This is a genomic window from Blautia sp. CAG:237 (assembly GCF_000436615.1).
GTDB lineage: Bacteria > Bacillota > Clostridia > Lachnospirales > Lachnospiraceae > Blautia_A > Blautia_A intestinihominis.
Genome location: NZ_FR886752.1, coordinates 1 through 2,580, shown reverse-complemented (window position 1 = coordinate 2,580; position 2,580 = coordinate 1). Strand labels below are relative to the sequence as shown.

General features: G+C 40.6%; 3 protein-coding genes and 1 pseudogene. All 4 read right to left on the bottom strand.

Features of this window, described 5'->3' with window-relative positions; genetic code table 11:
• Positions 1–263: 263 nt before the first annotated feature.
• Positions 264–764: pseudogene (locus QZL69_RS10140) on the bottom strand (hypothetical protein); the annotation flags it as partial.
• 173 nt (positions 765–937) lie between these two features.
• Positions 938–2,164, bottom strand: a complete 1,227-nt coding sequence (locus QZL69_RS10135) for a tyrosine-type recombinase/integrase (protein ID WP_022215092.1) — start codon at positions 2,162–2,164, stop codon at positions 938–940.
• A gap of 30 nt (positions 2,165–2,194) precedes the next feature.
• The gene (locus QZL69_RS10130) at positions 2,195–2,371 is read right to left on the bottom strand and encodes a hypothetical protein (RefSeq protein WP_004843915.1); all 177 of its coding nucleotides are present in this window, start codon (positions 2,369–2,371) and stop codon (positions 2,195–2,197) included.
• 90 nt (positions 2,372–2,461) lie between these two features.
• The coding region (locus QZL69_RS10125; protein WP_291519286.1) for a DUF6462 family protein at positions 2,462–2,580 on the bottom strand (119 nt) is incomplete at its 5' end.

Here is a 2,580-nt window from a genome sequence, read left to right as displayed (position 1 = left end):
GTCAACGATCTTATCGTTGACGCCTTTGTCTGTCTCAGTTCATTTACTGATTAGACTTTATCATTTAGTTGGGGATTCGTATTGTAAAAAATGATACATGTGGGATAGGGGTGATTTCTAGGTTTCCGGATGAGCAACATAATCTTTCATTTCCTCCATTAACAATGTCTGCATTATCTTGTACATATCAACCATTCCCTTCCACTGCAGCCAGATTGCCTTCAGCTTCCTCATAATATCTGTCAGCTATATATTCTTTTATCTTAGTACAGCTTCGCACCAGCCGGGATATGGTTATCAACCATGATCAGATGAAGTTCTTCATCCTCTGAATCCTTAAGGTTGTTTACTGCTGAGAGCAGCATACCGCAGGATTCGATTCCCATCATTTTACGTGGCGGCAGATTTGTGATCGCGATCAGGGTCTTGCCTACCAGTTCTTCCGGTTCATAGTATGCATGGATTCCTGAAAGGATCGTACGGTCTGTGCCGGTTCCGTCGTCCAGTGTGAACTGAAGGAGCTTTTTGCTCTTCGGAACTGCAACACACTCTTTAACCTTCACTGCACGGAAGTCAGATTTGCTGAATGTGTCGAAATCAACATCTTCTTCAAACAGTGGCTCAACCTTTACATTGGAGAAGTTGATCTTCTCGTTTGGTGTGAAGAATCCGTTGCTGTCGTCCGCTGCTACCTCTGCAGTATCGCCTGCTTTGGATGCATTCTTGTCGGAGTCAAGGCTCTTCATCGTCGGGATTAATTGAACGATTCCTTCCACCCTTGTCCACTGAGCTCCGTCAGGCACCGTGCACATCCAAAAACTGATTTTTTTTGCCTTCCACTGAAGTCCATAGAGCCCCAAGTCCACTGTGTCATTCGTGTTGTACAAATTGTTTTGATATATAGATTGTCTCTTCAAGTAACAAGACAATTCTCTACTTATATTATAATCTTTCCCTGGAGATTTGCAACAATTTCCTGCTTTTTCTCCTGTGTCGCTTCCGCATAAATATCCATGGTTGTTGTAATATCTGAGTGACCCATGATACTTTGGATCACCTTCAAATTCGACTCATTCTCACACAGTCTTGTGCAGAATGTGTGCCTCAAATGATGAGCTGAAAAATGAGGAATAATGAGTGGTTCTCTATCCTCTTTCTCTGCTATTTCTATTTCATCTTTGTTATATGCAACTCTTGCCCTTTCAATCGCTCGATTAACTGCATTTGGTAAATATACCGTTCCGGTTGCTGTTACAAAAACGAAATTTGAATATCCATCAATCTCTTCTGAGGAAAAGCCAATGCACTTTTGGATCTCATACTCATCCAGAAAAGCATTGAACACTTCATCGATCATCGGAATGGTTCTCCGTCCCGAAATCGTCTTTGGTGTAGAAATATGCTTGACCGATTTTCTGTTTTCATCAGGTCTGTAAATAAAAGTATGATTCACACTGATAATGCGCTTTTCAAAATCCAGGTCATCCCATCGAAGACCGATGCATTCACCAATTCGCATTCCTGTTCCAAGAAGGACCGTTATAATAGGTATCCATCCTTGATATTCCCGATGGGCTTTTAAGTAATCCATAAAAGCTTTCTGCTGTGGAATCGTAAGCGCATGTCTCGGATTATCTTCCCAGATATGGCTCTTTTTGATTTCTGCCATTAATCCGTCTGTCGGATTTTGTCTGAGCAGTCCATCCCTTACAGCCATCTGGAATGCCGGATGCAACTGTGTATGTATACTATCCAGCGTATTTGCTTTCATTTCTTCATCCAGGATAATACGATAATAGAATTTTTTCACATCAGAATATTTGATCTTACCAATCAGTCTTTTTCCAAATGTTGGTCTGACAAAGTGATTATACATATAGAGATAATTCACTTTTGTTGATGGTTTCAAATCATATTTCTGTTCGATAAACCGATCATACAGTTCATTCAGCGTCATCCTGTCAGCCAGCTGCGGATTCAGTCCATCTTCTTTGTCGCGGATGATTTTTCTTTCTTTTGCTCTGAGTTCAACCAATGTTTTTGCGTAAACAGTTCGTCTATTTTTATCTAAATCTGTATAAGAATAAGAATAGCGACCGTCTTTTCTCTGACTCTCACCGGTTCGCAACACATACCCCCGGCTGTCTTTTCTTGATTTTGCCATCCTCTCACCTCACTAATCGTGAGGAGCATCTTAGCTGTGCTTATCCTGTCGGTATAATAGTTCCAATCCTTTCTTAAGCACCTGCCCTTTTGTAAGATCGTACTTTTCAGCATAAGCTTCCAATTGCTTCTGCTCAGCATTGGAGAAACGGATGGTGAAACGATAATTCATGGGATCATCACTCTTTGGTCTTCCCATCTTTGCCATACTATTTCCTCCTTTCTTACAACACTATTATACTTTATGTCCGACAACAAGTCAACGTGTTTTGCTCCTCATGTATTACATTTTATTTTTTTATAATTCGTCTCTGAAATTTTCAAGATATTCATCCACAATCTCTGTATTGACCAGAACAACTCTCTTCACATGATAGACTGCTTTCGCATCTTTCGCTAATTCCTGAAATGTATGCA